This is a genomic window from Paracoccus sp. 22332 (genome assembly GCF_052045125.1).
Lineage (GTDB): Bacteria > Pseudomonadota > Alphaproteobacteria > Rhodobacterales > Rhodobacteraceae > Paracoccus > Paracoccus haematequi_A.
In genome coordinates, this window is sequence record NZ_JBQEOI010000009.1 from 24,861 (window position 1) to 46,309 (window position 21,449).

A 21,449-nucleotide genomic window follows, 5' to 3' on the forward strand; every position below is an offset into this window, starting at 1 on the left:
CACCTCACATATAGCTCGTGGGCATCCGAATGGGCGCACGCTGCTGGCCGCGCATGTTGGCGGCGTGGTTGCGATTCAGCGCCTTGTCGAACAGCGCGCGGTGATAGGCGGCACGCTGGGGGTTATACCAGGGCTGGCCTTCCATCATCAGCACGCGCGACAGGGCGCCGTCGGCCAGCTTCTCGCCATGCTGCTGCATCATCCACTCCGGGACCACGCACAGGCTGTCCAGCAGCGGCTTGTCCGCGTCGAGGCCCGTCACGATGTCCGAACGGGGTTTCAGGAACACCGACATGTCGATGCGGACCGGCCCTGTTTCCGGGAAGGGATGCACGACGATGGCCCAGGGATTGATCTGGCTGATGTAACGGGGGTTTCCGACCGTGATGCTGTCCTTGGCCACGTCGGTATGCTGCACCGCCGTCAGCGGCTGGCCGTCCGCGCTCGCCCGCTCGATTTCCCAGATGGCCGCCTCAACGGGGATCACATGGGGAATGACGGCCTGGGGCGCGTCGAAGCTGACCAGATGCCGCCAGCAGCGGGTCCGTTCGCAGAACTCGACGGCGGCGAACCGGGCCATCTGCGTGACCCAGAAGCCCGGACAGCCGTTCGCCTGCGGCAGAGCGATCGGCAGAAGCCCGTCAAGATGCGCGAACAGCACGCTCATGGCGGTCAGGCCCGCACACGGGCGGCGGCGGTGATGCCCGCCTCACCTGCGGTCAGATCGGAAAGCGCCTTGTCGGCTTTCGCCTGATGCCCTTGCGACTGAACGACTGCGGCCTGATTGTCGCCGTCCTTCGAGAAGGCCCGAACGAGAGCAAGATGCAGGACTGCGGTCTTGTAGGTGTCAGGCAGGTCCACATTCGCGGTGTATTGCGTCATGTCGGCGGCGCTGGCGCCGGTCGGCCCAGCGGCGGGCGTCGGCGCAAGAGCCACTTCAAGTTCCAGCGATGCGGCGGCGGTCGCGGGCGGGACGACAGTGAAGATCCGAGGCGTCACCTGCGAGTGATGAACATACTGGATCTTGGCCGCCCCTGGCAGGGTGTCCCAGCCCGGTTGCCAGCGGTTCAGGGTGTCCAGATTGTCCAGCATCTCCACGGCGCCGCCTGACGTATTGCGCAGGAAAGCCAGCGCCATGGCGTATTCGGGACGCAGGGTCTGCCGCGATCCCGCGACCAGCGGGTGTTGCACGACCGCCACCTTGGCGTTGGGCTTGGCGGTGAACACATCAACCAAGGCGAGGTCGATCCATTCCTTCATTTCCGGCGCGGTCCAGCGCACGGCCCCGGCGTCTTGCAGGATGGTTGCCATCTGCCGCATGACGGACGCATAGGTGAAGGCCATGATCGAATCCTCGTCTGTGCCCCTCTGGGCTGGGGGCTTAGGCGGTCGCTTGCTTGATCTGGTCGATCAGCGTTTCACGGGCGGCGCGCGGCGACGGCTTGCGGCCGATCTTCTTCTCGAACAGCGCGCGCAGGGCGTCGTCATCCATGGCCTCAAGCTCGACAGGCTCGTCGCCCTGGGTCACGCCGGTATCGTTGCCGTCGGTGCCCTCGGCGCCGTCCTGGCCTTCGCCCTCGTCGCCGTCCGAAACCGTGACCAGATCGGGGTCGGTGTTTCCGGTCGCGCCATATTCGGGCGCCACGGGCGCGGGCGCGGCGGGCTTGCGGGCCTTCTTGGGGGCTTCCAGCGGCTCGCCGTTCTCATCGACACGGCGATAGGCTTGCGGGATCGCATCGAGGAAGTGCGCCTTGTCGGCGGGCACATCGGCGAACTCGCGGCCGGTTTCCTCGTCGGCCTTGAAGCGAATGGGGGAATGGCCGCCCAGGTCAACCTGGGTGCCCACGGGCGGGCGGCGGCGGAGGCTTTCGAAGCGCACGGTATCGGTCATGGCAGCGGTCCTTGCGGGTCAGGGGAAAGACGCCCGGCGGGGGCCGGGCGCCTGGGAGGGCATCAGGTGGCGTTGTGCGTGGGCTGCGCGCCATAGGTCAGGCGAAGGTGGATCTTCGCGCTGACCGGGATGGCCGCCGAAGTCTTGAGGCCGATGGATCGGTTGCCGGGATCACGCGCAATCGCGGCCAGGGCCTTGATGGCGGCTTTCGCCTCGGTGCCGGCAGGAACGGCGTTGAACAGTTCGGCGCCCGACGTGCGGGCGGGGTCCGGGTCGTTCGGCTTGCCCGACATGATGCCGACGGTCAGGTTGGTCGTGCCCGCGCCCTCGGTGTCGATAACGGCATCCAGGAGCTTCATGTCTGCCGGGATGGCCGCCAGTTCCAGAATGTCGGCGGTGCCGATCTGTTCCTTGACGACATGGGTGATGAGCAGCGTGTGGGCTTCGCCGTTCATCTGCGGGATGGTGATGGCCGAATACAGGCCAAGCTGGTTCAGTTTGCGGATCGCCACGGCGTTATCTCCTATCCTGGCGTTTCAGGGGGAAGGCCGCCCCCGAAGGGACGGCCGGGCGATCATCAGGCCGCCAGGGCGTTCGGGTCGGTGTAGGCCACATCGACCGACACCACGCCGAAGTCCTTGCCGTTGTAGCGGACCTTCTTCATCCCGCCGATCAGGCCGGGGTAGATGTTGACGAGGTTGTCAGCATCCGCCTTCTTCTCGACCCAATTGTAGCGGGTCTTGCCGCCAGCACCGCCGTAGGCGATCACGCCCGCCTGCGCGCCCAGCAAGAGGCAGCGGGTGGCGGTGACGTTCGCCGAAGCGCCGTAGCCGTTGAACATGCGGACCTTCTCATGCTCGTGCAGGATGGTGCCCGCGACCAAGCCCAGGCCGCCCCGGAAGATTTCAGCCTTACGGCCTTCGGCGGTGACAAGCGCCTGCTGGATGCGGACCCAGCCGGTGTCGCCAACCTGGGTGCGCAGCGCGAAGCCGTTCAGCGGCGACATCAGGAAGCAATAGCGAGCCTCGCCGCCTTCGGTGGCAACCGGACGCATCCGCACCACGTCGGGGTTGTTGGCCGCCATCATCACCGGCTTGAGCGCGACACGCTCGATCAGGCCCGTGGTCATGGTGTCGGCGGCGGTCAGTTCGGCCTTGGCCTTGGCGGCGCCACCGTAAAGCTGGTGTTCGGCGTCGGGTGCCTGGACCGGGTTGCCCGCGAACTCGCGCTTGACCTTGTTGTCCGGGTTCGTGGCGGCAAAGGCCGCATCGCCCGACATATAGGTGAAGCACAGATCGTCATGCCATTGCGAGATATACTCGGCGGCAGCGTTCTTGGCGACCTTGCGCAGATCGTGGATGGTGCGCTTGCGGGTCATGCGGCCGCCAGCCGACGCGGCTTTCCGGGCTTGGTCGATCTTCACTTCGTCCTGGTAGAACGTCAGATCTTCTTCGGTGCCTTCGACGCGGTTGTCGCCATAGACCATTTCGCCTTTCAGGGGCACGGTCAGGTCGAAGCGGATGGTATCGCCCGCATCTTCCTCCAGTTCCGTTTTCATCTGGATGATGTTGTTCTCACCCTCGCCGATGAAGCGGGTCCAGTAGGTTTTGGCGGAAGTGGCGACGGCAAGCTGGGTCGCCCAGATTTTCTTGGCTTGCGGATCGTTGATGCGGATGACCGTCTGCACGGGTGCCTCCATTGGTCACGGGTTTCGTGGCCCAGGCACTTCCTATGCTTGGATATTCCAGGTGCGACATTACCACGTCGCACCCGGTTTCATCAATCCCTTGGGATCCTGCGCGCGGCGTTCGGCGACATGCTGATCGGAACGCTCCGGTCGGCGTCGATGGCGACGGTCACAATGCGTTCTCCGACGCGGCGCAGCACAACAGCCACGTCGCCGATCCTGAACGTGACCGGCCCGCCTTCCGTAGAGACTTCGATGTTCCTGACCAGCACGAACGCGACTCCTTACGAGCGATAGAGCGCGTCGAGCTGGGCTTGGGTCAGGCTCGCCATCGCCTTTTCCGCCGCCATGGCATCGCCGCTGTTGATGAGCGCCTTGACCTGGGCGACGACAGGATCCCCGGTCAGGGATGCGTTCTGCGCGCCGCTGATGCCCGCCAGGGTCACGGGGGCATCGGGGCGCGGATCGGTGCGCGGGCCGTCCTGCTTGGCCTGGGCGGGCTTGTCCTGCGCCTTGGGCGCGGGGGCAGGGGCAGGCGCTGCCTTCGCCGTGCGCAGGGAAACCATGCCGGGCATCCGCTCGCCTCGATTGACGAGATAGGCATCATCGAGGCGGCGATGCGCAATCTCGATCTGATCCACCGCCGGAAGCCGGTTCAGCGTCGGATCCCCGGATACTTGCTTCAGGATTGCATCGAATGCTTCCAGAACCTCCGGGTCTGCACTGATGGCAGGGTTGGCTGTCATGTGCTGATCCACCAGCTTGAACCAGCCGTCGCGGAACGTCTCGAACTCGGGCTGGGGCGTATTGGCCGCGACACGCTGATCGGCGCGGAGGTCCACAAGCTGATCGGTCAGGGTGCCTTTCTGCGCGTCGAACTCATCCTCGGTCAGATCGCCGTCGTCGTATTGCTTCTGTAGGTCTTTCAACTGCTGCTGCACGGCCTGCTGCTCGCTGGCGAAGTCGCGGGCGGGCACGACAGGCTCGGGGCGCTTCAGGTCCAGCAGGGCGTCCAGATCGGGGTCAGGCGCGGCGGTGTCGTCCCTGGGCGCATCCTCGGGCTTGGCGTCGTCGGCCTTGGCCTCGGTGTCGCCGTCGCGCACCGGGTCGTATTCCTGGATGACGATGCCGTCGCCTTCGCCCAGGTCGTTCGCGGCATCGACCACGACAATCTCACCGTCGCTGCCGTCGGTGCCGGGCATTTCGTCGCCGTCATAGCCCATATCGGCCGCCTTGGGCGCGGGCTGATCGCTGGCCGGCGCATCAGTCGCGGGCGCCGGATCGGCGGCAGGGGTCACAACGTCGTCGCCCAGGGCGGCAATCTCGGATTTCGTCAGTCCAGCCGACAGCAGATCGGCGGCGCTGATGGTCGTGGGGATATTCAGGGGATTGGACACGGGGTCACTCCTTCGATTGGGCTTCAAGGACTGCGCGCACGAGGCAGTCCTTTGCTTCCAGCAGCTTGCGAAGCCCGGCGGTCTTTTCGGCGCATTCGGGCAGGGCGGCATCCATGGCCTGCGCCAGTTCGCCGATTGGGCGGCTGACCGCTTGCAGGTGCGGGGGCAGATGTTCGTATTCGAACCAGCGCAACAGTCGGTTTTTCACGGGTCACTCCTTCGGGGTGGCAGCTTGAAGCTGGGCAAGGCGCACGGTGTCGCCTTCGCGTTCGGCCTTGCGGATCGCATTGGCGCGGTGCGCGGGGTGCATGTCGCCATACTCGGCCTTGGGGCGCGCAGGGCGGGCATGGCGGGCAGGGGCGGGCTTTGGAACCCGCCGCATCAGGTCGGCAATGTCGCTCACGTCACGGCCCCCTGCATCGCTGGATCGGCCACAGGCACCGGCGCCTCGATCACGGGCACGTCGCCCGCCTGCGCGGCCAGGTCGTCGCCTTCCGACATGGCGGCGGCCATGATCGCGTCGGCCACTTGGGCAAGGCGCGGGTCCATGGCGAGGATGCCGGAGGCTTCGAGCGCGGCAATCTGGCTCTGCACCTTCTCGCGCACGCTCTGATCGCGCCGGGCTGCGGCCTCTGCTGCGGCTTTGATGGCTTGGTTCTCCTTCAGCGCCGTTTCGGCCTCGATCATCCGATCCTGCTGCGCCTGCTGGCGTGCCTGGGCTTCCTGCTTGGCGAGCGTTTCCGGGCTGGGGTTGTTCGGATCCTCGTCGGGGTCCGGGGCGCCGGTCAACTCGCGGGCCATGCGGGCGAACTCCTGCGCCTTCGGAATGTCCATCATGCCCAAGAGGGTTGGCAGCATCCCGACGGCCAGTTGCGGCGCCACGGGGGCAAGCTGGATCATCAGGTCCATGAGCTGCGCCACCTGGGCCTGACGGACGGTCGCGCGCCATTCGTCCTGACTGATGACGAAATCCGCCTTGAAGCCTGTGATGCTGGTCGCGGGGCTGTCGTTGATCTGCTTCCAGATCGGCTTGCTCTGGTCGTCCAGGATGCGGAACTGCATCTGCCGGTCGTAGAACTGCTCGATGTTCACCAGGAGCTTTTCGCCGTGCAGGATCTCGGCATAGCGCAGGTTGTCGTAATAGTTCGACGTGGCCAGGGCGCCCTGATCCTGCCGCGCCACGATGGCCTTGCCGCTGGTGGCGTTGGTCGTGCGGCCCATGGCCTCGTCGGTGACGCCGCTGACGGATTGCAGAAGGGCGGCATCGCGAGAAAAGAAGCCGTCCATCAGCGCGGGCGTGGTCGTGTCAGACTCGCGCACCGGCGGGCGGGCACCAGCCTTATAGACGATCACGCCATCGGGCCGCGCCAATTCGGTGCGGGTTTCCTCGATGTCGTCCACCGCATTGTCCTCGATGAACACGCGGTTGGAACTGACGGCGTGCAGGCCCTTGGACGCATACTTGTTGATCGCCTGATTGATCGGGCGCATGGACCGGATGATGCCATAGGGCATCCCGTCGGAGGCGCGGCGGTTGCCCCAGACGGGCGTGAAGGGATAGCGGTTGTGCCGGTAGGGGCTGCGGCGCAGGTCCAGCACGCCCTTCTCGGTCATCATCATCAGCCAGACGCTTTCGCGCGGGCGGGTGACGACGGTGGCGGTGCCGGTCCTGATTTCATCCCAATGGCCGGGCGACCATTCGTCATAGACCTCGCCGTTGAACTGGCCGCCGCGCATCACGCGCAGGTTTTCCAGGCGCTTAAACCAGAACTCGATCACGCGCAGGCGCGGACGCACGGCGCCATAGTCTTCGTTGCCGGTGCGGCCGAGGATCCCGGTGTGATCCCTGAACTCGACCGAATCCATGGCGCCGTCGGCCATTTCCTCGTCGCCGGGGGATGATCCGCCGCTGTGAACGCCATGCAGGGATTGCCGCAGCAGCTCGACGCGCGACGGCCACAGCACCTTGCCATGATCGAAGTCCAGCCATTTGGTGCGGCTGATGAAGCGCGCGTCCTGAAGGTTCTCCTGGGTGGCAAGGCTGTCCCACAGGATCGAGCGCCAGGAAGTCGAGCGATCGAACACCAAGGCGCCATCTTCCTCGTCGCTCTGGCCGGTTTCGAGCCAGCCCAGGCCCACCTTCACGGCATCGGTGAAAGCCGCGCTGCGGCCCCGCTGGGAATGGTTCATGTCGCGGACGTGGGCGAACAGTTCCGTCTTGCGCTGCGCGCTGTCGGCACCGTCCGGGCGGCGGGGCAGGATCTTGTAATCCATGGCGCTGCGGCGCTGCGTGCCCAGCATCCAGTTCACGCTGGTCTGGATCATGTTATAGACGGTCGGCGCCTGCCCGCGTTCGGCCAGGATTTCCAGTTCTTCTGGCGTCCACTGGTCGCCGTCGTAGAACGCCTCGTCCATCTCCATTTCGCGGCGGTTGTCGGCCTGCCGCTCAAGCTCTGCGAGATACAGCCCCCGGCATTGCTTCCAGATCGCACGGACGGCCTCGCTGTCCAGGTCGATGGCGTCAGGATTGCCGCCGCTGTTGTGCCCGATGCCGGGCTGTGCGTCCCGCTCCATGGCGGCAAAAATGCCGTCGCCGGGCGCGTCGTGCCGCGTGCGCTGAAAGGTAAGGGCTGACATGATCAGGTAATCTCCGCTGCGCCGATGGTCTTGCCGGTGTTGGTGTTGACGATTTCGACCTCGGCCAAGACGAGCTTGGATTTGCGCGGCGGCAGCGGCGGCATGTGGATGAGGTCACGAAGGCTGTCGATGATGGCGCCCGCGACCGCGATCAGGTCTGGCAGGCTGTTGGGGTTGCCGGGCAACAACCCCTCGCGCAGCCATCCAGCGATGGTGCGCTTGGCCCAGGTCGGGCCGCCCTCTGTGTGGGTGTTGAGGCCGGGGATAGGATCGGGCGTGTCGGGCGCCCACTTCCAGGCATCATCGAGCTTTATGACGACGGGCACGGTCACGCCGGCACGCACGCGGCGCAGGGGATGCAGCAGGACAAGGCAGGGCCGGGGCATCTTCATGCCCTGCTCATCGAGCCACCATGAGCCGATCACGCGCACAGGGCCGATCTGCCGGTCAAAGGCAGTCAGGGACAGGTCCAGGGCAGGGATCGGCCCCTTGTAGGCGTTGTCGGCGGTCATGCAGTCAGTCCTGATACTCGGCGCCCGGTCTTGCGACGGCGCGGGATTGCAAGGGGGTCGTCACGGTCTTGGACGAGCGCGCGGGGCGTGAGCATCTTGTGTTCCATCGCCTGCGCCCATTGGCGGAAGGCGTCGGCGCCTTCGCTGTTGCCGTCGGCTTTCACGGGTTCATCGACATAGCGGCCCAGCATCTTGTTCCAGCGTTTGCGGTAGTTCGTCAGCCGGTCGATGCCCGCAGCGCATCCGTCAGCGTCGAACCACGCCTGGGCAAAGTGCGTGCGGGTGGTCTGGATGCCGTGCTGTAGGTCGTGGACGCGCGGCACCACGCGCCAGTCCCAGCCCGGCCGCAGGTTGCGCAGCATGATGAGGGGCGAGATTGTGGACCGCTCGCCCTGCCGCTCTTGCGTGGCGTCGTGGGGCAGGAAGTGCGCGCCCCAGACATGGCCGCGCTTCTCAAGCTCCGCGATGAAATGGGCATAGGGTTCTTCCCATCCTTCGATGAAGAACGGGAAGCGGTGGACGAGCCCGACCTGCTGGTGCAGCCAGATCGCTGTCCCGTCGCTGTTGCCGATGTCCCAGAAGGTGTTGATCGGCACGCCCGTCACCAGGGGCACCTTGCCGATGCGGCCTTCGGCGCGGACGCGGGCGAGCTGCTGGGCATACCATGTGCCCTCGTTGCTGGTCATCCAGCATTCTTCGGGCGTCGATGGCATTTCCCGGTGCATCTTCTCCGGGTCGCCCGAGAATTCGAACTCGCGCTTCCAGATATACCAAGCCCGCTGTTCGAGCGTCAGCGTGGTATCCATCTCGGCTTCAACCGCGTCGAAATACTCGTGCATCTCGGGGCTGATGGGATAGTCGCGCGGGTCCATCCTGTATCCGGGTTCTTTGAACCAGGGATAGAACCGGAAGGCCCAGACGCCAGGGCGCTCGTCCTGCTTGGCCCGCCAACGGTCCTCGGCGGCCTTGGCGATGCGGAAGAACTCGCCTTCGGTCCCTTCGGCGGTGGATTCGATGAATGCCCAGCCTGACTTGGGCACGGCGGGCAGCGAGCCGGTGACGATTTCCACGGCCTTGCCGGGGTCGCGCACGGCGATCTTGCCCATTTCCGAGATATGCAGGCGGTGGATGGTGCCCGACCGGGCCGACGTGCTGACCGCAAGGCTGCTGTTGTTGTGGGCGAACAGCATTTCATCGGCCGACAGCTTGGCGGTCGGCATGGCCTCGCGCAGCGGTTCGGGCAGGCGGTCATAGGCGAACTTGATCTTGTCGCGGAAGATCTTCTTGGCGTCGTCCAGCTTGTGCGCGATCAGCAGGCAGCGTTGATCCGGCACGAATAGCGCGTGGTCGAGCCACATGATCGCGATCAACGTGGTGAACCCCAACTGCCGCGCCTTGGTGATGACGCTGCGGTCGTGGGTGGTCTGAAGGAACTCAAGCTGGTTTACGTTCGGGATGAAGGGCGCGACGTGACCGGGGCTGTCCTCGTCGTCGTCGTCGCCCTTGACCATGATCTGATAAAGCTGGCCCGATGTGAGCCGCCACCATGGATCCTTGAGCGCCAGCTCCCAATCTTCCTCGGACGCAGGAACGAAGGTCGCGGGAACACCTGCGGCCTGTTCGTCTGCGCTGACGGGGAAGGGGGAACTGGCGTCGAGCATGTCAGGCTGCGGACCCCCGCGACTTGGCCTTGGCCTGCTGGTAGTCCGCATAGGAATTGTGGTCAGCGCCCAACCACCGGCCATCGGGCGTCTGATACGGATAGCGGGGATGCTTCCCCGCCGCCTCGCCCAGCAGGTAGGCGTCGATCTCTTTGGCGTGGTCGATCAGCATTCCGCTGACGCTGCTCGATCCGGCTTGAATCGCCATGTCCAGCGCCCGGAGGCGGCGCCATTCGGTGTCTGCGGGGTCCACAGGCTTCACCGCCGCGCTTGCCGTCACAGGGGCGTCCTGCGCGTCCATGGGGCGGCTGTAGTCGTTCTTGCGGGGGTCGGTTCCCCAGCCTTCATCAGCGGCGCGCGCGGACTGCTCGAACTCGCCCGCCTGCCACATGCGTTCGCGCAGCAGGTAGCCTTCCAGCGGCCAGACCTGCTTGATCGCGTCCTCGCGGGCGTATTTGCGGCCCAGCTCGGCGTTGAACTTGGCCGGATCGGCGCAGCCGCTTGTCCCAACCACATCGAAGCCGTTGGCCAGCGTCAGCACGCAGATGGTCAGCGTGCCGCCGTTCAGTTCCTGGATATAGTCCTCGCGGACGATCTTGCCCTCGATCTGTTCGAGGGTGACGGTCTGCGGCGCGTCGGTCGCGGGTGCCGGCGCCTCGGGGGCTTCCTCGACGCGCACGCCGTCGTCGCGAATGATGCCGAACTTCTCCTGAAGCGCGGTCATCACCGCGTCGGTCTTGCCGCACTGGCGGGCTGCGATGAACACGGCGCTGCGGTCGCTTCCGGGTTCAGCCAGATCGACACCGACAAAGGGCGACTCGATCAGCCGAAATTCCAGGTCGCCGCTATGCACGCGGCTGATGTGGACCATGGCGGTGCCCACTCGAGCAGCCTTATCCATGGCGCGCAGCATCACCGATGCCTGGGCGCCGATGAGATTGATGGGGATCGTGCTGGATTGATCGTTCACGGGTTTAGTCCTTCCTGTTGGCAGCTTCGGAAAGGGCGCGGCGGATGGCCGCAGACAGGCGTTCGCCCTCGATGGGTGCGAAGCCTGGGATCTGGTAAAGCTCGCCCCACGCGGCGATCAGGTCGCTCTCTGCGCGGTCCAGGCGCGTGAGCGGGTCGTGGGCCGGATCGGGTTGGTAGGCTCGCGGCGGTCGCGCCACGGCCTTGCTGTCGTCCAGCATGGCGGCTGCGGTGGCGACGTGGCCACGCTCGAAGTCGTCGGCAGCGGCCAGGAGGCCGTCCTTGATGAAGTCGTCACTCATTCGGGCTTGTCCTTTTTGCGGCCGAGGGGCAGGGCGTGGCCCTGCGCGCCCTCGATCAGACGGGTGATGGCGTCGACCTTCTGGGCGTTGTCGCGCTCGTAGCCGCCCAGGTGCTTCATCAGCATGTCCAGGGCGTTGGTCTTGGAGTGCAGCTTGATCTTGAAGCCGGTCTTGCCCTGGCTGACCTCGGCGACGGCTGCGGCCACGTCGGGGGATAGCTCGTTGCTGTCCTTCGGCTCGGCGAAGGCCATGTCGATTTCGGTGTTGTTGCCGATGTCGACGCCGCGCGTCCCCCATTGCATCACGTCGCGCATGTCGGCGAAGGCCACGCGGGCAATCTCGGCCACGGTGCGTTCGAGGGTCACGCCGGTGGACGCGGCCAGGGCAGCGCGGCGTTCGGCCAGATACTGCTGCACATCTTCCCGGCGAAGGAGCTTGTAGCCGATCTGGCCCGCCGTCTTTTCCGAGAAGCCAGCATCGACCGCCGCCTTGGTGGCGTTGAAGGACAGCAGGTAGCTGTCGCAGAACTTTTGGTGACGCGCTTCCATAGGTTGAAATCTGATCATGTCCCTGAACGGGGATTATGAACAAATTTCAATCGCAGCGAAAGAGTTTGTTCCTCATGTGAGGAACATGGGGTTTGCAAGAGTTTCCTACCGATGCGAAGGCCCGGTTGGCACGTCCTATGCCTGAACCGGGCCGGGCAGTCTCGCGGGGGAACGCGCTAGGGTTGTGGGGGTTCCGATTTATCGAACAGCGGCATCCCTGCCGCTTGCTGTTCCTGCGCCTTCTTGGTGCGCGGCACATAGCCGAACGGCACCAGATAATCGCGGCGGGCTGCTTGCCATGCCTTGCGGGGCCAGCTTGTGCCGTGCCAGCAACCGGGGAAAGCCGCATCGACTGCCCGCTTCCGGTCTGCCAGGGTCGCATCGGCGGGAAGGTCGCGCGTGGCCTGTGAGATGATGATCGCCGCATCCTGTCGCCATGTCATGCCTCGTTCCTTTCAAACCTGGGCCACTTGCCCTTAATCCCGCTGGGCGGTCCTACGTCGTTGGGGTCGATGCCTTCGGCCCACATGCGGGCCAGGGCTGCGTCCTTCTCGGCATCGCGCCGTGCCCATATTTCGGCCTGCTTTTCAGGCCCCCATTGGTCCCAGACCTTCGATCGGTCAAGATGGCGCAGCTCAAACGCGACGTTTCCGCGCCATTGGCTGACATACATCGGCCACCAGCGTTTGAGCTTTCCGCCACAGCCAGAACCGTCCTTGCTTGGTGCGTCGATGTATCGCTCGACGGCTGCGGCGAACGCGGCCGGATCGTCCGAGGCGATGGAGAAGCTGCGAAACCCGGAGTCGGACCAGAACAGCGATCCGGGTCCGTCGATCACATAGGTGCAGCCTTTTGACACCGTGGCGCGGATACCGCGAACCTCGATCTCGTAAGGCGCGTGGTCGAAGTCGCAGATGGTGATTTCGGTTTCGCCACCATAGGCGCGGATCGTCACGGGGCGCCGGGTATCGACCCATACTGGAGTCGGTGGGGGCGGGCACAACAGGTCCATCATGGATAGCTGCTGCATGGTCATTCCTCCTTTGGCCAATCATCGGGCCTGTGCCCTGCCAGATACGCCTGGATCAGCCTGACGCTCTGCCCGTCGGGCGACTTCACGCCGCGTTCCCATTCGCTGACGGTCTGCTTGCCTCGCAGCCCCATGACGGCGGCCAGTTGGTCCTGGGTCAGCCCGAGCTTGCGCCGGGCATCCTTGATGTCGCTAGGGGTCATGGTTTAGCCCGTGGCGCGGAACTGTTCGAGGGTCATGGTCATGTCTCCGGTTGGTTTGATCGTCCAGCGTGACGCCCCCGCAGGGGCGCCCAACAAGGCGGTCAGAGGAACCGGCCTGCGTCGGTCGTCATGGCGAACCGCAGGTGGTTTTCAACATCGCGCGGGGCTGCGTTGCCGTAGGCTTTCGCGCTGTTGAAAGCGTCCATGATGACGGCGGCAACGCGCTCGTTGGTGTTGGCTTCGGTCAAGGTCCAGATTTTGGCTTGGGTCTGCATCGCGGTATCTCCTGGTTTGCGACTCGGGCATCTGCCCTTACCCATAAAGTAACGCTAGGCGTTACCTAATGCAAGGGGGAGGGTCGGGATTTTTACCGCGCCCCGATCAGGCGGCACGCCTCTGCATCTGCTTGGCCTGGGCGGCCATCATCGCGCCGATGATGCGTTCGTCGGCGGCGCGGATCGCGGCCAGGATGCGGGCCTCGTCCTTGCGCCGGATCCACTTCCAGATGGTCGAACAGGCCACGCCGCAGTAGAGCGCCAGGGCACGCGCCGACTGCCACTTGCGCCCGCCATACTCGACCGGGCGCTTGCGTCCGCCCTTGCCGCCCCCGGTCTTGATCCCGAGCCGGGCAAGGTGGCCGTGCTTGTTCAGGTGGTAGGCGATGGCGCGCTCGCTCACGCCCAGGGCGGCGCCGGCGGCGGCCTGCGTGCGATAGACCACGCCGTCAACCTCAACCGGGTTGCCCTGCGGCATGATGCCCTTGCGACGGCGCAGCAGGCGGCAGTAATCGCGCCGGGCCGTCGTGCAGTCGTCGCAGCGGCAGCCCTTGGAGTAACGGCTTGTCGTGCCATGTTCCGCGCTCATGCCTTGCCCCTCCGCGCCTGCTCGCGCCGGATGGCGTCGGCCACGACCGTTGGGTGACGCTGCATGACCTTGGCAATCTGGGCGAAGTTGAAGCCGTCGCGGTGGGCGACGTAGCACGCAATGTCCCGGACCCGGACGGCCGCAACGCTGCGGTCGGTGCCGGTGAGGCGGGCCAGCGTCATGCCAGCCGTGGCGGCGGCGCGGCCCGCGATGGCGCGGATCGCCGTCTCGGCGTTGATCGCGCGCAGGGCGTGCATGTCCTCGTCGGTGAAGGTGGCGCGGGCGGTCATTCTGCGGCCTCGATGTTCAGCCCTTCGGTTGCGGCCTGGATCTCGGCCTCGGTGGCGCGTTCCTTGGGCGGCTCGACGCGCTTGGGGGCGAAACCAAAGGCGGCGCAGAGTTCGGCGGCGCGGTCGGCGCTGATCGTCTCGCGGGGCGCTTCGGGCTGCTTCTGGGCGGCCATGCGGGCGGCTTCAGCCTTGCCGCGTTCGGCCTTCAGGATGGCCAGCACATCGCCTGCGTTCGGCTTGCGGCGCGGGTTCTCGCGGCGCCATTCGCGCAAGGCCCAGCGGACTTGCTCAAGGTGCCAATCCTCCAACTCGTCGGCCCAATCAGCCAGGACGGCGGCCTTCATCTGCGGGGCCAGTTCGGTCTGCCAGTAGCCTTGCAGGATCACCTCGACCTCAAAAGCAATCTTTGCTCGATGGTCGGCGCATTCGTCCTGCGACATCGAGAGCGTTGCGCAGGGCGTCGGATGCGGCAGCTTCACGGCCAGGGCGGGTAGGTTGGACATCGTATCCTCCTTCGATGGGGGTCAGTTTGGGCTTGTTCTTGCGACCGGCTTCGCGCTGCATGGGCCGGTCGAAGTAGGACAGGCGGCTTGGCGGCCCGTCGCGCTTTCTGGACATAGCGTCCTCGATGACGGCGAGGATCTGATCCTCGGTCAGCCCCAGATCGGCTTGCCATGCGGCAGCAGCTTCCATGTCGGCCTTGACACCCAGGACCGTCCCATTCGGGCCAGTCAGCCCGGTTTCAGGATCGGCACCGCAGGCCACCAACAATCGCTCCCGGAAGGACTGGATTTCGGCTTTGACAACTGGCCGCTGATCGCCGGTTGGGTCGCCCGCGCTACCACCACCACCACCACTACTGTTGGGTTGTTGGGAAGGATGGTGCCGCGGTTCATCCCCGGATATATCCGCGGTTAATGTCGGGTCGTTGTTTTCCAATGAGTTAGCTAGATTTTCGCCCGTTTTACGGTCGTGCTGTTGCGTAACCTGACGTTCAACGTAACGGGCTTCTTCCCGTAGCCGCTTGGAAATCAGGGTGGCGTTTGCGACCTGAAAGAAGGGGCGCAGCGCGGGGCCGATGCGGCTTTTCCAGAGCCTCACGGACACGCGGCTGACGCGCGCAAGGCGGCTGTCGTCGTCGGGGAAGTCGCAGCTTTCCCGCGTCCACATGGCCATGAGGATCAGGAAGTATGCCCCGACCTCATCAGCCTCCAGGTGCTGGGTGTCGCGCTGAAATGCGTCAACCCAGATCGGGCAGGGGCGCTTTGATCGGGATGCTTTGGGATTGAACCGGCTCATCGCCTGATCCCCCCGTTCTTGCGCAGCCGGATCGCGCGGGCGCGTGCATGGCGGTTGCTTTCTTCCTCGGCACGCATGGCCTCGAACTCCTGACGCTTGCGGCGAGCCTTCCTAGCGGCCTTGGTGACGGCGATCTGCTCTTGGGAAAGCACGGTGATAGGCCGTGCGCTCTTGTCGCAGACCACGACGTAAATGCTCTGTTCCGCGACCCTGATGCGCCAGATCGTGCGCTTGATAAGGCCGTCCTTGGACCGGGCAGGCATGACGCGCTCGATCACGTCATGCTGTTCTTTGCGGATCGCCCTGGAGATTTCGTTGGCCAACTGGTCGGCATCGGTGCCCGCTGGGCACCGTTCCGCGACCCGCTGGCGGAAGTGATCGAGCGCGGCCATCAGGTAAGCTCCCTGATGGTCACGCCCTGGGCGGCGAGGATCGCGCGCTTCATCAGGTAAACCTCGGTGCGGTATCCCTTGGCGTCGGCCACCACGGGGGCGCCGCTGCGCTCGATCCAGGTGAAGTCGGCCCGGTAGTGCATGGGCCTGCCCTTGGGCGTCAGGATCGGCCCGTCGCGGCCCAGCAGCGGGATATTCACCTGCCGCTTAAGCTCGATGATCTGACCGGCGGCTTGCAGCAGGCACAGGTTCGTCCACCAGCGGGCTTCAAGCTCGCTGTCAAAGTTGGTGTCGCCCAACCTCGTCCGCTGATGGCCGGTCAGGCGCGCCTTCTTCGGCTTGTTGTGCATCGCCACCAGTTCGGCGGCCGTCATGCGGAGAGGGGTTGTCATACGCCCAGCCTCGCCAGGGCGCGGTCCAGCCGTTGCCGGATGGTCGCGGTGCTTGTGGCCTTGGGCGCCCGGCAGGGGCATTCAGCGAGCGCCACGCGCAGACCGTGGATCTCGCGCAGCGGCACGCGGATCACGGCCATGCCGCGTTCCACGGTCACGCTGCCGCCGAATCCTTCATCTGATGGTGCGGGATCGGTCATAGCAGCGCCTCCTGGCGAGGATCCGCGGTCGGCTTGTCCATCCAGCGAAAGGCGGGTTCACCCTGCCAGTCGCGGCGCCAGACGAACCACGCATTGCGCTGCGGGGGCGAACCTTCGCCGGTGAAGTCGAGCTTCCAGCGCATGAGGTAGGAGTAGGAGAAGGGGCGCGCGTCCAGCAGCTCGCCCAGGCCGTTGGCGCGGGCGGCAGGCCAGTCCCAGGACAGCAACAGGGCGAGATAGTCCCAGCCGGGCATGTCGAGCGTGTGGCGCAGCCAGCGGCCATGGCCGTCGCGGGCATTGATGAGATTGAAAGGCGGGTTGGTGATGATCGCCCGGCCACGGGACCGGAAGCAGGTGAAGAAGTCGGCGGTCCAGCTATCGGGACAGCCCCGGTCGATCAGGTCAGACGCGCAGCACGGAATACCGGCCGCACGGATTTCCTTCACCAAGGCACCGTCCCCGCAGGCCGGTTCCCAGACGGACCCACAGGCGCGGATCGCGTCACCATCGAGGGCGAGAAGCCCCCGGATCGCCTCGGGCTGACCCGTGGGATAGTAATCGTGCGCCCGCCGGTCAGTGTCGGGCTTCATCTGCGTGGGCAGGTCGTCATAGAGCGTCGGCGCTTGGACGCGACCGCGCCCTGACGTTGCCCGGAACAGCGCCTTGCTGGTGTTGGACTTGGCGCGGGGGGCGGTGTTCATGCCCGCACCGCCATCTGTTCGAGATCTTCGTCCACCCGTTCGGTGATGCCGTTGTAGTTGGACGGATCGGTGATCGTGGTGCGGAAGCGCGTCAGCCAGCCGGAAATCTGCGCGACGCGGCGCACGCGGGGCAGGGACACGTCCAAGTGGTCGGCCACGTCGGCGAGAGTCATGTCCCAGCCGCGCGCCTCGGCGGCCTGCCAGATGCGGAATGCGAGGGTCTTGGTCTGGACGGTCATGCCGTCCGGGAAGCGGTGTGTCATTTCCGGATCTCCGGAACTTCCCCGGAAAGTTTTCCGAGGCGGTGAGCTGCACGAGCAGCCCACCATTCCCCAACTGTGCCGAGGTGAAGCGCGGCCGAGAGTTCGGCGCTATAGATTACGGTAAGAATTCTTCTCATACCTGACCTGTAAGAAGTTCCAGGGCGGCCGCGCGCATGGCAGGGTCAGAGATCGCTTTTCCGACGACCCATCCTGACGGTGCATTGAGGCCACGAAACCATTTGTCGGCGGTAGACGCATCGACTTGGAACACATGCGCGGCATGAGCCGGGCTTTCGAAGTTCTCGGTAACGAAACGCTGCCAAACGACGGCGAAGTGCTGGCGGTAGGACAAAACCTCCCGCCTTCCAGAAAACTTTCCAGAGGACATACTGATTACACCTGTGCTGTTGTTCACTTGTGACGAGTGAATGTGTTCAGCAGAGGAAAAGAGGGCGGCTTGAGCCATCAGGCCGCCCCTTCCTGTTTTGCTGCGCGCTTGGCGCGCTCTTCCGCTTCGAACCGCTCAAATCGTTCGATTTCGTCACCAAGACGTTCGAGCCGACGTTCGAGCCGTTCCAAGTAGAAAGGGTTACTGAAAGCGCCCTGGCAGATCGTGGACGTTTTCAGCCCCGTTTCTGCGGCAAGACGCTCGATTTTTTCGATGATGATGCGCGGGTCCATGGCTGCATATTTGGCAATTGTCAAAGTAAAGTCAATGACAATTGCCAAATTGCGTTTGGCACCCGCCAAATTTAGCGTGTGCGCATGGAACTAGGACCGATCGCCCAACGGATTAAGGCACTCATGAACGCGCGAGGGTTGGAAAACCCACGCGACTTGGAACGTGAGGTCGGGATCCCTTACCACCGCTCGTATTCATGGTTTCGCAGATACAAGGCCGTTCCGAATGCGGAGGACATGGAAGCCTTGGCAGCATATTTCCAGGTTCCTATTGGGCACATCCTGAATGGCGACGAAATCGCTGCGGACGATCCGAGGGAAGCCCTGGTGTCAGCTTATGCCCATCTTTCGGCGGAACGTCGTCGCCAAGCCGAGCAGTTTGTTCAATTTCTTCTTCAAGAACAGCGCGCTGCAAGTGCAGGCGAACCTTCTCAAGATTAATCGGAGTGAGATCGCAAAGCATGTCTCGAAACCGCTGTTCTTCCTCCATCACCTTCTCCAAGTGAACTCTCTAGGCGGGAACATAAGCGGAACATTGCGCAACGATCAACCTTGAGATGCGGCTGTTCGCGCTAAATCCTGTGGGCGGATCGGTGCATATCAAGGCATTACGATAGTCAGGGTGCGAGGCGGACGGTGAACGCGAGTTTTTACATGGCCTTCGGGCCGGCATTGGCGGTAAGCGGCGGGGCGCTTGTCTGGGCCCTTACGAGGCCGGCCAGGCCAACGCTGCTGCATCTGCTGGGTGCGTCGTGGCTTGGCGCCTCGATGATCACTACCGGGTTCGGATTGTCGGTTCTGCCATCTGGCACAGATCCCTCCCTATTTGGGCTTCTTCTTTATCTCGGGTCAGTTGTCGGCGCTGTTGTCGGCATGACGTTTCTCGGCCTGCTCGGTGCGCTGCAACCGGATGGTAGAGTTCGATCCACGGCTGCGGGGCTTGCAGGCATTTCCGCAGTGTTTGTGCTGGCATCAATCTTCGAAACAGGTTCGCCCGAGTTCGACAGGTTCATCGACAGGATCGTTCACGCATTGAACGGCATCCCTTTTGTTACGCTGATCGTCATGTTGCCGATCTGCCTGCTGTTTTTCCGAAGCAGGAATCACGCCGCGTCGTAACTGACCTCGCCTCGGCCCAGCAGTGACGATCTGACTGTCGGATCCTCGAAAAGCCCCGCCTCCTGGTCGGGGCTATTTTCTATGCAGCGCCTTGGTCGCGGAACGTTGCGCGTAGGATTATTGCTGGCGCGTGCGAATCGCACCCGGAACCAACGTGTTTGGCATTTGCCAAAATAAACCGTTGACGTTTGGCAATTGCCAAACTAACTTACTCCTGTGGCCCCCATCTCCCGGGCCGAATGGAGGAACGCCCTCGATGGACGACGAAACCATCTATGCCGCGCGCCTGGGCGGCCACGACAACCCGGAACCGCCTGCGCCGCAGGATGATCGCGCCGAAACCGCGCTTCTGCTGGCCGCTGTCGCCATCTGTGGCTGTATCGCCTTCCTGCTGATGTATGCGGCGATGGTCTATGGCATCCCGCTGCTCTGCGCCCTGATCGCCTGGGGCGGGGGGATGCTGTAATGGACCTTGCAACCCTCCGCCGCCGCGCCCGCTACGGGCACAAGCAGATCATCTACTGGACCAATGCCGAAGGCGATCTGGAACATGTCCCTTACAGCAAGGACGGCCTCAAGCGCGCCATTCTCTCTGTAGGGGCAAGGGGCCGGTTCTACTGGCTCGACGGCAGCGGCGTGTCCCATATCGCGCGTTCGCTGCACTTCATGATCTATCTGTGGCGCTGCGCCCCGAAAGGCGGTGCGTAATGGCAACCGTCCATCCTTACGGTGACGACGCTCCGGTCATGCACCTGATCGGATACGGCTTTCGGCCCGCGTATCAACCCGCAGACTACATCGGCCCCCGGTTGGATTGCCCTATGTGGTTGCCGACCGCCGATGCTGATGTGGCTTATTTGGCGAAGTGGGAAGCCCCGGCCGCCGGTTATGCTTGGGGTGATGTCCTCTGGCCTACGGCGCCCGCCGACGCCGCGCCGCAGATCACCGCCGCATCGCTGGCAGGGCCGATCCCCGGCCCGCTGATCCCCGGTTTCACGCCGGGCGGCAATCCCTTCTTCCCGCCGATCATCGACTGCTGCGACGGCACGACGCCGCCGGGAACGGTCGTGGTTGTGCCGCCGGTCAATCCGGTGCCGCAGCCCGCGCCGGTGTCCGTCGAGGCCGGGGCAGGGGCCTTCCTGCTGGCCGCCATAGGCCTCCTGTTCGCCCGCAAGGTTTGGGCCGCAATGGGCCGCTTTGGCGACTGGTTCACCGCAGAACGCGGCACCGCGCCGCATCAGAATGGATGGGTATGATGTTTCGCCGTGTCTTATCTTGGCGCAAAACCGCCGCTGGTGTCTGGTCCGAATGGATCATCTGTGCCGCGCTGCTGATTGCCGCCGCCGCTATCAGTGCAGCCCTTGGCTGGCATTGGATTATTACCGGGCTACTGGCCCTGATCGCCGTCATCGTCTGCGCCCTGATCGCCCTGATGTGGTCGATCCGCAATGATCTTGGCGAATATGACCGTGCAGCCCTCCATCGCCACAATGCCGAGGCGATGAAGCAATCCGCCGCCGCCATGACCCCCGACCTGGACGAGAACGGGGATCCAAAATGAACCTGTCGATCCGCAACACCGAGTTCACGATGCCGGTCCAGTGGCAGGGCTTCCATGGTAGCGAGCCGCGCGAGGCAACCTTTGTGGTCGTCACCGAGGACGAACGGACGCTTGCCCTGCGCCTGATCCGGGTGAAGGGCGATGTCGTCAGCTTCGGGCGCCGCGACTGCGTGCTGTTCGAGCAGCCCGTGTTGGCCTGGGAACAACAGGCCGCAGCATTCATCGCAATCAAGGAGGCCGCGTAATGCGTGACCAAGCTGAAACCGTCGCCATCGACATGAAGGTGATGAACGAAACCGACAAGGCATACTGCCTTTCGGCCACGGGCGCGCGCCGCGATAGCGTCTGGCTTCCAAAGAGCCAAGTCACCATCGAGGACGAATTTGCCGTGCGCTCGTCGCATGTCGTGCATGTCCCGGTCTGGCTGGCCGAGAAGAACGGGCTGGTCTGATGATCCGGCGCCCAACCACAGAAGCCGAGGCTTACCGCTGGTGGCGCGAGACGCTGGCGGGCCTGCGCCCGGCCCGGCACGAGGACGATCCGCAATGCGGCTTCTACAAGACCCGCATCGTGCGCGGCGGTCCCTGGGTGGGTGTCGCCGTCTGGCTGGAACAGAGCATTGACCCGGAAACGGGCGATCTGACCGAACCCGAGACGCTGGCCGCGATCTGTAACGGCCAGCCCAAGCGCCCCGCCTGGATCCACCGCAACTGGACCTATTTTCGGCCGATCACGTCCGAGGACTATGACGCGCTGATCGGCGTCCAGAGCCGCATCGAAGAAATGGCCGCGACCCACGCGCGCCTTGATCTGGCCGCAATGGCCCCCATCGCCCCGTAAAGGAAACTGA

At 64.5% G+C, this 21,449-nt stretch carries 39 protein-coding genes; 9 read left to right on the plus strand and 30 right to left on the minus strand.

Annotated elements, in window-relative coordinates:
- Window positions 1-4 precede the first annotated feature (4 nt).
- From ACTJI6_RS11765 to ACTJI6_RS11910, 30 genes are all read right to left on the minus strand, one after another.
- Window positions 5-667: a phage adaptor protein gene (locus ACTJI6_RS11765; RefSeq protein ID WP_440800923.1), complete on the minus strand. Its 663-nt coding sequence runs from the start codon at window positions 665-667 to the stop codon at window positions 5-7.
- A gap of 5 nt (window positions 668-672) precedes the next feature.
- Complete coding sequence (locus ACTJI6_RS11770; protein ID WP_440800924.1) at window positions 673-1,344, minus strand: phage adaptor protein; 672 nt, start codon at window positions 1,342-1,344, stop codon at window positions 673-675.
- A gap of 37 nt (window positions 1,345-1,381) precedes the next feature.
- The gene (locus ACTJI6_RS11775) at window positions 1,382-1,891 is read right to left on the minus strand and encodes a hypothetical protein (protein ID WP_440800926.1); all 510 of its coding nucleotides are present in this window, start codon (window positions 1,889-1,891) and stop codon (window positions 1,382-1,384) included.
- Window positions 1,892-1,953: 62 nt separating this feature from the next.
- Window positions 1,954-2,403 (minus strand): hypothetical protein, encoded by a 450-nt coding sequence (locus ACTJI6_RS11780; protein ID WP_440800927.1) that lies wholly within the window; start codon window positions 2,401-2,403, stop codon window positions 1,954-1,956.
- Window positions 2,404-2,468: 65 nt separating this feature from the next.
- A complete protein-coding gene (locus ACTJI6_RS11785) occupies window positions 2,469-3,578 on the minus strand; it encodes a N4-gp56 family major capsid protein (RefSeq protein ID WP_440800929.1) in 1,110 nt (369 codons plus the stop codon).
- A 92-nt stretch (window positions 3,579-3,670) separates the two neighbouring features.
- Window positions 3,671-3,850: a hypothetical protein gene (locus ACTJI6_RS11790; protein WP_440800931.1), complete on the minus strand. Its 180-nt coding sequence runs from the start codon at window positions 3,848-3,850 to the stop codon at window positions 3,671-3,673.
- A 12-nt stretch (window positions 3,851-3,862) separates the two neighbouring features.
- Complete coding sequence (locus tag ACTJI6_RS11795) at window positions 3,863-4,975, minus strand: gas vesicle protein GvpG (RefSeq protein WP_440800933.1); 1,113 nt, start codon at window positions 4,973-4,975, stop codon at window positions 3,863-3,865.
- A gap of 4 nt (window positions 4,976-4,979) precedes the next feature.
- On the minus strand, window positions 4,980-5,183 hold the full coding sequence (locus ACTJI6_RS11800; protein WP_440800935.1) for a hypothetical protein: 204 nt from the start codon (window positions 5,181-5,183) through the stop codon (window positions 4,980-4,982).
- Between the two features lie 3 nt (window positions 5,184-5,186).
- Entirely contained in the window at window positions 5,187-5,378 is a 192-nt protein-coding gene (locus ACTJI6_RS11805; protein WP_440800937.1) for a hypothetical protein, read from the minus strand.
- Window positions 5,375-7,612 (minus strand): hypothetical protein, encoded by a 2,238-nt coding sequence (locus ACTJI6_RS11810; RefSeq protein WP_440800939.1) that lies wholly within the window; start codon window positions 7,610-7,612, stop codon window positions 5,375-5,377. Before ACTJI6_RS11810 ends, ACTJI6_RS11805 begins: the two co-directional genes overlap by 4 nt.
- Window positions 7,613-7,614: 2 nt before the next feature.
- Window positions 7,615-8,124 (minus strand): hypothetical protein, encoded by a 510-nt coding sequence (locus tag ACTJI6_RS11815; protein ID WP_440800940.1) that lies wholly within the window; start codon window positions 8,122-8,124, stop codon window positions 7,615-7,617.
- Window positions 8,121-9,785, minus strand: coding sequence for a hypothetical protein (locus ACTJI6_RS11820; protein WP_440800942.1), 1,665 nt, complete (start codon window positions 9,783-9,785; stop codon window positions 8,121-8,123). Before ACTJI6_RS11820 ends, ACTJI6_RS11815 begins: the two co-directional genes overlap by 4 nt.
- A 1-nt stretch (window position 9,786) precedes the next feature.
- Complete coding sequence (locus tag ACTJI6_RS11825) at window positions 9,787-10,755, minus strand: Gp49 family protein (protein WP_440800943.1); 969 nt, start codon at window positions 10,753-10,755, stop codon at window positions 9,787-9,789.
- A 4-nt stretch (window positions 10,756-10,759) separates the two neighbouring features.
- On the minus strand, window positions 10,760-11,056 hold the full coding sequence (locus ACTJI6_RS11830; RefSeq protein WP_440800945.1) for a hypothetical protein: 297 nt from the start codon (window positions 11,054-11,056) through the stop codon (window positions 10,760-10,762).
- Window positions 11,053-11,604, minus strand: coding sequence for a terminase small subunit (locus tag ACTJI6_RS11835; RefSeq protein WP_440800946.1), 552 nt, complete (start codon window positions 11,602-11,604; stop codon window positions 11,053-11,055). Before ACTJI6_RS11835 ends, ACTJI6_RS11830 begins: the two co-directional genes overlap by 4 nt.
- A gap of 176 nt (window positions 11,605-11,780) precedes the next feature.
- Window positions 11,781-12,047: a hypothetical protein gene (locus ACTJI6_RS11840; RefSeq protein WP_440800948.1), complete on the minus strand. Its 267-nt coding sequence runs from the start codon at window positions 12,045-12,047 to the stop codon at window positions 11,781-11,783.
- The gene (locus ACTJI6_RS11845; RefSeq protein ID WP_440800949.1) at window positions 12,044-12,634 is read right to left on the minus strand and encodes a hypothetical protein; all 591 of its coding nucleotides are present in this window, start codon (window positions 12,632-12,634) and stop codon (window positions 12,044-12,046) included. The genes ACTJI6_RS11840 and ACTJI6_RS11845 overlap by 4 nt, the downstream gene beginning before the upstream one ends.
- Before the next feature lie 2 nt (window positions 12,635-12,636).
- Window positions 12,637-12,837, minus strand: coding sequence for a helix-turn-helix domain-containing protein (locus tag ACTJI6_RS11850; RefSeq protein WP_440800951.1), 201 nt, complete (start codon window positions 12,835-12,837; stop codon window positions 12,637-12,639).
- A 101-nt stretch (window positions 12,838-12,938) separates the two neighbouring features.
- Entirely contained in the window at window positions 12,939-13,112 is a 174-nt protein-coding gene (locus ACTJI6_RS11855; protein ID WP_440800952.1) for a hypothetical protein, read from the minus strand.
- 106 nt (window positions 13,113-13,218) lie between these two features.
- Window positions 13,219-13,701, minus strand: coding sequence for a hypothetical protein (locus ACTJI6_RS11860; RefSeq protein WP_440800954.1), 483 nt, complete (start codon window positions 13,699-13,701; stop codon window positions 13,219-13,221).
- Window positions 13,698-13,991, minus strand: coding sequence for a hypothetical protein (locus ACTJI6_RS11865; protein ID WP_440800956.1), 294 nt, complete (start codon window positions 13,989-13,991; stop codon window positions 13,698-13,700). The genes ACTJI6_RS11860 and ACTJI6_RS11865 overlap by 4 nt, the downstream gene beginning before the upstream one ends.
- Window positions 13,988-14,494, minus strand: coding sequence for a hypothetical protein (locus ACTJI6_RS11870; protein ID WP_440800957.1), 507 nt, complete (start codon window positions 14,492-14,494; stop codon window positions 13,988-13,990). The genes ACTJI6_RS11865 and ACTJI6_RS11870 overlap by 4 nt, the downstream gene beginning before the upstream one ends.
- Window positions 14,385-15,290 carry a YdaU family protein gene (locus tag ACTJI6_RS11875; RefSeq protein WP_440800958.1) on the minus strand — a complete coding sequence of 302 codons (906 nt, stop codon included), beginning with the start codon at window positions 15,288-15,290 and terminating at the stop codon, window positions 14,385-14,387. Before ACTJI6_RS11875 ends, ACTJI6_RS11870 begins: the two co-directional genes overlap by 110 nt.
- Entirely contained in the window at window positions 15,287-15,682 is a 396-nt protein-coding gene (locus ACTJI6_RS11880) for a hypothetical protein (RefSeq protein WP_440800960.1), read from the minus strand. Before ACTJI6_RS11880 ends, ACTJI6_RS11875 begins: the two co-directional genes overlap by 4 nt.
- A complete protein-coding gene (locus tag ACTJI6_RS11885; protein WP_440800962.1) occupies window positions 15,682-16,074 on the minus strand; it encodes a DUF1064 domain-containing protein in 393 nt (130 codons plus the stop codon). Before ACTJI6_RS11885 ends, ACTJI6_RS11880 begins: the two co-directional genes overlap by 1 nt.
- Window positions 16,071-16,274: a hypothetical protein gene (locus ACTJI6_RS11890; protein ID WP_440800963.1), complete on the minus strand. Its 204-nt coding sequence runs from the start codon at window positions 16,272-16,274 to the stop codon at window positions 16,071-16,073. Before ACTJI6_RS11890 ends, ACTJI6_RS11885 begins: the two co-directional genes overlap by 4 nt.
- On the minus strand, window positions 16,271-16,975 hold the full coding sequence (locus tag ACTJI6_RS11895; RefSeq protein WP_440800964.1) for a hypothetical protein: 705 nt from the start codon (window positions 16,973-16,975) through the stop codon (window positions 16,271-16,273). Before ACTJI6_RS11895 ends, ACTJI6_RS11890 begins: the two co-directional genes overlap by 4 nt.
- Window positions 16,972-17,238, minus strand: coding sequence for a hypothetical protein (locus tag ACTJI6_RS11900; protein WP_440800965.1), 267 nt, complete (start codon window positions 17,236-17,238; stop codon window positions 16,972-16,974). The genes ACTJI6_RS11895 and ACTJI6_RS11900 overlap by 4 nt, the downstream gene beginning before the upstream one ends.
- A 133-nt stretch (window positions 17,239-17,371) precedes the next feature.
- Window positions 17,372-17,704 carry a hypothetical protein gene (locus ACTJI6_RS11905; RefSeq protein ID WP_440800966.1) on the minus strand — a complete coding sequence of 111 codons (333 nt, stop codon included), beginning with the start codon at window positions 17,702-17,704 and terminating at the stop codon, window positions 17,372-17,374.
- Entirely contained in the window at window positions 17,704-17,919 is a 216-nt protein-coding gene (locus ACTJI6_RS11910; protein ID WP_440800968.1) for a hypothetical protein, read from the minus strand. The genes ACTJI6_RS11905 and ACTJI6_RS11910 overlap by 1 nt, the downstream gene beginning before the upstream one ends.
- Before the next feature lie 237 nt (window positions 17,920-18,156).
- On the opposite strand from ACTJI6_RS11910, the gene ACTJI6_RS11915 reads away from it, so the two are divergent.
- From ACTJI6_RS11915 to ACTJI6_RS11955, 9 genes are all read left to right on the plus strand, one after another.
- Window positions 18,157-18,360: a hypothetical protein gene (locus ACTJI6_RS11915; RefSeq protein WP_440800970.1), complete on the plus strand. Its 204-nt coding sequence runs from the start codon at window positions 18,157-18,159 to the stop codon at window positions 18,358-18,360.
- 195 nt (window positions 18,361-18,555) lie between these two features.
- Complete coding sequence (locus ACTJI6_RS11920) at window positions 18,556-19,038, plus strand: hypothetical protein (RefSeq protein WP_440800972.1); 483 nt, start codon at window positions 18,556-18,558, stop codon at window positions 19,036-19,038.
- A 256-nt stretch (window positions 19,039-19,294) separates the two neighbouring features.
- Entirely contained in the window at window positions 19,295-19,504 is a 210-nt protein-coding gene (locus ACTJI6_RS11925) for a hypothetical protein (protein WP_440800973.1), read from the plus strand.
- On the plus strand, window positions 19,504-19,746 hold the full coding sequence (locus ACTJI6_RS11930; protein ID WP_440800975.1) for a hypothetical protein: 243 nt from the start codon (window positions 19,504-19,506) through the stop codon (window positions 19,744-19,746). Before ACTJI6_RS11925 ends, ACTJI6_RS11930 begins: the two co-directional genes overlap by 1 nt.
- Window positions 19,746-20,294, plus strand: coding sequence for a hypothetical protein (locus ACTJI6_RS11935; protein ID WP_440800977.1), 549 nt, complete (start codon window positions 19,746-19,748; stop codon window positions 20,292-20,294). The genes ACTJI6_RS11930 and ACTJI6_RS11935 overlap by 1 nt, the downstream gene beginning before the upstream one ends.
- Window positions 20,294-20,599 (plus strand): hypothetical protein, encoded by a 306-nt coding sequence (locus tag ACTJI6_RS11940; protein ID WP_440800979.1) that lies wholly within the window; start codon window positions 20,294-20,296, stop codon window positions 20,597-20,599. The genes ACTJI6_RS11935 and ACTJI6_RS11940 overlap by 1 nt, the downstream gene beginning before the upstream one ends.
- On the plus strand, window positions 20,596-20,844 hold the full coding sequence (locus ACTJI6_RS11945; protein WP_440800980.1) for a hypothetical protein: 249 nt from the start codon (window positions 20,596-20,598) through the stop codon (window positions 20,842-20,844). Before ACTJI6_RS11940 ends, ACTJI6_RS11945 begins: the two co-directional genes overlap by 4 nt.
- Window positions 20,844-21,050: a hypothetical protein gene (locus ACTJI6_RS11950; protein ID WP_440800982.1), complete on the plus strand. Its 207-nt coding sequence runs from the start codon at window positions 20,844-20,846 to the stop codon at window positions 21,048-21,050. Before ACTJI6_RS11945 ends, ACTJI6_RS11950 begins: the two co-directional genes overlap by 1 nt.
- Entirely contained in the window at window positions 21,050-21,439 is a 390-nt protein-coding gene (locus tag ACTJI6_RS11955) for a hypothetical protein (protein ID WP_440800984.1), read from the plus strand. The genes ACTJI6_RS11950 and ACTJI6_RS11955 overlap by 1 nt, the downstream gene beginning before the upstream one ends.
- The last annotated feature ends 10 nt before the right edge of the window (window positions 21,440-21,449 follow it).